At 43.5% G+C, this 6993-nt stretch carries 5 protein-coding genes; all 5 read left to right on the top strand.

Going from position 1 to position 6993, the window contains the following annotated elements:
* A partial coding sequence (locus NC99_RS17280; protein WP_316930807.1) for an SbcC/MukB-like Walker B domain-containing protein occupies positions 1–948 on the top strand: 948 nt, incomplete at its 5' end.
* Positions 949–1432: 484 nt separating this feature from the next.
* Positions 1433–2791, top strand: a complete 1359-nt coding sequence (locus NC99_RS17270; protein ID WP_053186651.1) for a sugar porter family MFS transporter — start codon at positions 1433–1435, stop codon at positions 2789–2791.
* An 8-nt stretch (positions 2792–2799) separates the two neighbouring features.
* Positions 2800–3717, top strand: a complete 918-nt coding sequence (locus NC99_RS17265) for a carbohydrate kinase family protein (RefSeq protein WP_053186648.1) — start codon at positions 2800–2802, stop codon at positions 3715–3717.
* Between the two features lie 189 nt (positions 3718–3906).
* Positions 3907–6108, top strand: coding sequence for a GH32 C-terminal domain-containing protein (locus tag NC99_RS17260; RefSeq protein ID WP_053186645.1), 2202 nt, complete (start codon positions 3907–3909; stop codon positions 6106–6108).
* 10 nt (positions 6109–6118) lie between these two features.
* Positions 6119–6993 (top strand): TonB-dependent receptor plug domain-containing protein (locus tag NC99_RS17255; protein WP_157625017.1); only part of this gene is annotated, 875 nt, incomplete at its 3' end.

Here is a 6993-nt window from a genome sequence, read left to right as displayed (position 1 = left end):
CTGCGAAAACAAAGAGATACTTTGGCAGGAGGCTTAATGGCCAACCGGAAAGAACTGGAACAGGAAAAGGAAACGAACCGGAAGTTAGTCACCGAGATCAATGGTCAGTTGGAAAAATCTAAATTTCAAACCCTTGATGAAGTCAGGCACATTCTTGTACAACAAATTGATTTGGAGAACGAGAAGCAAAAGCTGGCCAATTTTAGGGAGCAGCTAGCACTGGTAAAAAGAGAACAAGAACAGTTGCAGAACGAAGTTGGTGATCGGAAATATGATCTGGAATTGCATCAAAAACTGATTGCTGAAATGGCTGCGCTCAATGAGCTTTCTCAACAAAAACACCAGGAGTTCGGGAAGCTGACTGAGCTGCTGAAAAAACTTCAGCAAGATTTGGAGAATCAGGCGGCCCTTCGAAAGGAGCTGGAAGCCTTGAACCTCCGGGCTGAGAATATTCGTACCATGAAATCCATGTTTAAGGGAAGTGGTTTTGTCAATTACATTTCGTCGGTTTACCTGCAAAATTTGTGTAACGCGGCAAACGACCGTTTTTTCCAGCTGACGCGGCAGAAACTAAGCCTGGAGATTACCCCGGAAAACAACTTCCAGGTGCGCGACTTTATGAATGGCGGCAAGGTTCGCAGCGTGAAAACCCTGTCGGGCGGACAAACATTTCAGGCAGCGCTATCGCTGGCTTTGGCTTTGGCCGATAATATTCAGAAGATCACGGAATCGAACCAGAACTTCTTTTTCCTCGACGAAGGTTTTGGCTCGCTCGACAAGGAATCGTTATCCATCGTATTTGATACCCTGAAGTCACTGCGGAAAGAGAACCGCATCGTTGGGGTGATTTCCCACGTTGAAGAAATGCAACAGGAAATTGATGTGCACCTTCGGATCGAAAACCACGATGAAACAGGAAGTTTGATTCATGCCAGTTGGTTGGAGTAACATTGAACTTGCTCCGAAAAGGGACTTTGAAGAGTTCATTGATTTTCAGCGACTCACTTTTTAAGAAGAATTTTTGAAACCTTACGGTTGAAAATGCTTCGGCACAAAAATTACCTGAAAGAGCAGACCAACTTTTATCGAATGGTGGAAGCCAAGCGGGGTCTTTCGTTGATGCAATCGTTTCTTACTATAATCCTGCTGTTCATGATCCGCTCAAGTAGTCGGGCCACTAAAAGCTCATTTTCAAACCCTTTGACGATAACCGAAGCCTTTGGAAGCAGCTCAAAGAGAATCAGTCATTTATAGATTGACGAAATTGCAGCACCGGGTTGCTTTTCCCCAATCAAGCCAGGTAACATGGCTGTTCTTTTACGTTGATTTTGAGAGGATTTGTATCATGAATTTTTAAACTGGCATCATAGTTTCTAAGCTTTCGGCTGGTCGTGTTTTAATTTTGAATTAGATTTTTAAACCAATAATTCGAATGAAAACACAAAACGTATTTACTGTCGCAATCATCATTGCCCTTGGGGGATTTCTTTTTGGCTATGATATTGCCATGATGTCGGGAACAACATCGCAGCTGGAGCAGACATTTAGTTTAGATAGTTTTTGGCTGGGATTTACCGTTGCAGTAGCCATTCTCGGAACAATCGTGGGCACATTAATAATAGGTAAGCCAGCCGAGAAATTCGGCCGCCGTCGATCTCTAATCGTACTGTCGGGTTTATTTGCGCTTTCAACCCTTGGAAGCGCCACCGCGATGAACTGGGAAGTCTTGTTAATCTTTCGCTTCATCACGGGTGTGTTGTTAGGTTGTATTTCGGTTGTTACGCCCATGTTTATCGCCGAAATTTCGCCAGCCAAACAGCGCGGGCAGTTGGTTCTACTCAACCAGTTTTTTGTGGTGACGGCCATTTTTATGGCTTTCGTGGTCAACTATTTTTTGGCGCAGGTTTTTGGCAGTTCGTCGTGGCGCTGGATGATTGGTGTGGAAGCTGTTCCTGCCAGCTTGTTTTTTCTCCTGCTTTTTTTAGTGCCTGAATCTCCGCGTTGGCTGGTCAATCAAAACCAGGTTGATGAAGCTTTGGTGGTGTTTAAACGCATTCAAGCCGAAAATCCGGAAAACGAAGTGGCCATTGTGAAAAAATCGGTTGAGCAAGAGTTGAAGCTGGGACACGGGAAATTGTTTGTCAGGGAAAACCGCTACCCGATCATTTTTGCCATTTTGATTGCTGCCTTTAACCAGTTGGCAGGGATTAATGCCATCATGATTTATGCCCCACGCGTATTTGAAATGGCCGGATTTGGAACGGATGCCGCTTTGCTGCAGTCCATTTCGATTGGTGCCACCAACCTGTTGTTTACCTTTATTGCCCTATTCCTGATCGACCGTTACGGACGGCGTACCTTGCTCATGGCTGGTTCGGTCGGGATGGTCTTTTTTCTGGGCATGCTTTCCAAAGCTTTTTTCACCAACAATTTCTCAGAACTCGGCGGCTATGGCGTGATGATTTACCTGATGGGCTTCATTGCATTTTTCGCCTTTTCACAAGGGGCAGTTTTGTGGGTGTTTATTTCTGAAATTTTTCCCAACAAAGTCCGCTCAAAAGGACAGGCGCTGGGAACTTTTACCCATTGGATCATGGCTGCGGCCCTGATCTGGGGATTCCCAATTTTTGCTGAAATGCCCGGAATTGGAGGCGGCCCTTCTTTCGCTTTCTTCGCCGTGATGATGGTGTTGCACTTCTTCTTTGCCTGGAAAGTGATTCCTGAAACCAAAGGAAAGTCGCTCGAAGAAATTCAGCTTGAATTAACGAAACGCAGTCAATCTTCTAACTAAACACAACGATGAAAATAACGAACAAACAGATTCTTTGTATCGGCGAAGTGCTGTGGGACCGTTTGCCTTCGGGGGCCAAGCCCGGTGGCGCACCCATGAATGTGGCTTTGCATTTGAACGCGATCGGACAAGATGCTTCCATTGTCAGCCGTATTGGCCATGACCAGCCTGGCCAGGAGCTGAAAACTTTTCTTGAGAACTCAGGACTTAGTACCGAATTCATTCAGCTTGACGAAAAACTTCCAACTAGCGAGGTGCTTGTTCATCTGGATGAAAATAACAATGCAACCTACGAAATTTGCGAACCAGTGGCCTGGGACAATTTGCAATTGACCGAATCGCTGGCCGAAAAAGCCAAGAAGTCAGGAGTTCTCGTTTATGGTTCATTGGCCTCCCGCCATCAGCAAACCCGTCAAACCATCTTGAAATTGCTGGACGGTGATGCCTTAAAGCTGATTGATGTGAACCTCCGGAAGCCCTACGATCGAAGAGAACTGGTTGAGCCGCTGCTTGAAAAAGCGGATATCATCAAACTAAACGATGACGAATTGTTGGTTTTTGCTGCCTGGCATGGCAAGCAGAACCTGGATGAAAAGGAGCTGACGCAATGGTTGGCTGGTCAGTATCGGGCCTCTTTGGTTTGTGTAACCAAAGGTGAAAATGGCGCCTTGCTGTTTTGCGAAGGCCGTTTCCACGATCATCCTGGTTTTAAGATCAATGCGATTGATACGGTTGGAGCTGGTGATGCTTTCCTTGCCGGTTTGATTGCGGCGCTGTTCGACCAAAAAAACTACGACGAAGCTTTGGCTTTTGCCTGTGCTACCGGTGCGTTTGTTGCCTCAAAAGCAGGTGCTACCCCTGAATACAAGATGGATGAAATCAATGCGATTTTGTATGGGAATGAAAGAGAAATTGAAACAACCTAAAATTAATCAAAGTAGACCAATGATGGTGATCGTTCCGTTCGCTTTGTTTTTAACAATAGCATTTGCGCAGCTGGTAACTACTTTCAGACCAGTTAAATATGCGTCGGGTAAATTTATAGCCGGGTTCTGACTAATATGGAACACAATCCTTTGGAAGTAAAAATGATAATATCTAATTCATAACCCAAAATGAAACTAATCGGTACAACTTTTTTAGCTTTAATTGTAGTTTCTGTTACATGCTCTTGTGGCAAAGATGACGATGTGCCTAGTGCTCCAGTAATTCCTCCCGTCGAAAACATCAATGAAGTCGTAGCCTTTAAATTTAATGAAACTACCGGGACTACCACTGTTGAATCAAATACGAATAGCAATTACGAGATACTAGGTAATGGCATTAGCAGAATGCCTGGAGTAAAAAGCAATGCATTATTTTTTGATGGATTATCAAACCAGATTGGCGGAACATTACCAAGCAATATTCTTCCCAGTAGTCAATTTTGCTTGTCTTTATGGGTTTCACCAAAATCATATCCAGTAGGCAATGCTGCCATGTTAGCATTGACTTCTGAAGGCTCCAATACCGGAGTAATGGTCGGTATAAACAAGTTTGGTCAAATTGTCGTGCAATACTTTCTGGGTGGCACTTTCTATGAGCAAGTCACATCACAAAGCTTACCAAGAGATACCTGGAGTTTTATCATGGTAGGCATTAGCCCCAAGAGCAGATTAATAAAGATCTTTCTGAATGGAGAGATTGTTAAGAACACCACAATCCCAAACGCTAATATATCGTGGCCAGCTACCAATACGGCTTTCAGCATTGGGAAAAACACGACTGGTGAGAAGATTGGCATTTATGACATTGATTATTTCTCAGGAGCTTTAGATGAGTTAATGATCTATTCCGGTCAGTTAACTCAGGAGATTGTAGAAGCAGAATATGGCAAGTATAGCCCACCATCAACGGTTGCCTATCAAATCGATATCGATTATTCGGATGATACAAATCGACCTAGCTACCATGCGATTCCTGATTATGGATGGGCAAATGAATCTTATGGACTGATATATCTCCAGAATAAATACCATATGTTCTACCAAAAAAATGATGTTTTTTTAGGGATTGCTCAGCAAAACTGGGGTCACTTCACCAGTTCTGATTTAGTGCGTTGGGAAGAACAAAATGCCGTTTTATGGCCCGATGAGGGATGGGATCATTATGGAATATGGTCTGGCTGTGCCATTATATTGAACGACGGGACTCCCGCTGTAGCCTATACGGGTGTTGACGGAGCAAAAGCAGGCATTGGTACGGCAACATCCACGAATAATTATCAAACACTACAAAAAGATTCTTATAACCCTGTCATTTCTCAGGCACCTCCCAGTGTGAATATGGATTTTCGAGATCCATATATATGGGAAAAAGATGGAATGTATCACATGATAGTCGGCAGCGGGATATCATCAATCGGTGGTAATGTAGTCTATTATAAAAGCCAGGACTTTAAAAACTGGAACTACGAAGGAATTGCCTATCAAGGTCAAAAAAATGAAGGTGAAGGCCAATTCTGGGAAATGCCTGTTTTATATGAATTTCCCAACGGTAAAGAAATGCTGTTGGTTCAAAAAACTCCTGATGCTACTCCGGCAATTACAACTTACTGGATTGGACAGTTTGAAAATGGTGTTTTCACGCCTGATTTTGAACAAGCTAAAAAGCTGGAGGTCGTTAATGGCTTTTTGTCTCCAACCGTTACAAGCGATGCACAAGGCAGGATTACTGCCATCGGCATTATTCCTGATGAGGTAGATGCAGCAATTCAAATGGAGCAAGGGTGGGCTAATTTATTTAGTGTACCTCAGGTTTGGGAATTGGATGCTGACAATACCATTGCAATAAAACCTCATCCAAATTTGGAGAACCTCAGGGGAACTCAAAGTACATTCAACAACCTGATATTGGAAAATGGAGGAACCAATTATTTAAATAGCTACAGTGGTCGCCATTTCGAAATGGATGCAACAATCAATACCGGGAATGCTGATCAGCTTGGCTTTATATTCGGCAAATCGCCCGATGGGCTGGAAGAATATAAAGTTTACTACGATTTTTCTAAACAACAGTGGATTGTAGACGCTTCAAAATCATCGCTTAGCCCACTGGTTAGAAAAGATATTAGAACAGGAAATTATACGATCACCCGAGGAGCAACAGTTCATGTGCGGGTTTTTGTTGATGGCTCAGTATTAGAAGTATTTATTGACGATAAAGCGCACTTCACAGGGCGTTTTTTTCCAACACTTGATAATGCAACTGAGGTCGATCTGTTTGCCAACGGAGGAACTGCAACCGCAGATGTAACGGTATATGAAATAACTAACTAATGTAATTAATATGAAAAATGCAATGAAAAGCTTTTGTTTTATTTTATTGTTCTTTAGTTCGCTATTATCTTTTGCACAACAACGCACCATTTCCGGATCGGTAAGGTCCGGTAGCGGGGAATCATTGCCCGGTGCGACAATCGTAGTAGAAGGTACAATGAACGGGACAATTACGGATTTTGCTGGGAAATATCAAATCCAGGCCAATCAGGGAGATGTGCTGGTTGTTTCTTTTATTGGCTTCAATCAAGCATCACAAATGGTTGGTGCAGAAAGCGTTTACGACTTTGTTTTACAAGAAGACACAGAAGAACTGGCAGAAGTCGTTGTCACAGGATATGCCGTTGAGAAGAAAGCAGACATCACCGGGGCTATTTCCATTGTCAAAACCGAAGATTTAGACCAGGTATCGACTCCTAACGTCGTATCAAAGTTACAATCGAAGGTGCCTGGATTAACGCTGACTTCTTCTGGTGTACCCGGGGGCAATGATACCCAGATTTCCATCCGTGGCTTAACTTCAGTTTTTGGAGGAACAGGTCCGCTTTGGGTTATCGATGGTGTACAAACAACATCTCCGGCAGGTTTAAATCCTGGAGACATTGAGAGTATTCAAGTCCTCAAGGATGCAGCTTCAGCCGGTATTTACGGTACTGAAGCAGCACGAGGTGTGATTATTGTTACTACCAAACAAGCAAAAAGCGGAACACAAAGAATTACTTTAGACAGTAGAGTCACATTGAACACTGTACGTGACAATTTTAGCGTATTAAATGCTCAGGATTGGTTGGACGTAAGATATACTGCCCAAGGCAACGTTCCTGTCACGGCAGGTAACTTTACCTATACGCCCGGGACACCTTTACCCGAATTTCTGGACGCGGA

Source organism: Sunxiuqinia dokdonensis, assembly GCF_001270965.1.
GTDB lineage: Bacteria > Bacteroidota > Bacteroidia > Bacteroidales > Prolixibacteraceae > Sunxiuqinia > Sunxiuqinia dokdonensis.
This window is presented reverse-complemented; position numbering and strand designations above follow the sequence as displayed.

Excerpts from the sequence above, each read along its gene's own strand:
- NC99_RS17270 (WP_053186651.1), top strand. The coding sequence starts at position 1,433 with ATGAAAACACAAAACGTATTTACTGTCGCAATCATCATTGCCCTTGGG.
- NC99_RS17265 (WP_053186648.1), top strand. The coding sequence starts at position 2,800 with ATGAAAATAACGAACAAACAGATTCTTTGTATCGGCGAAGTGCTGTGG.
- NC99_RS17260 (WP_053186645.1), top strand. The coding sequence starts at position 3,907 with ATGAAACTAATCGGTACAACTTTTTTAGCTTTAATTGTAGTTTCTGTT.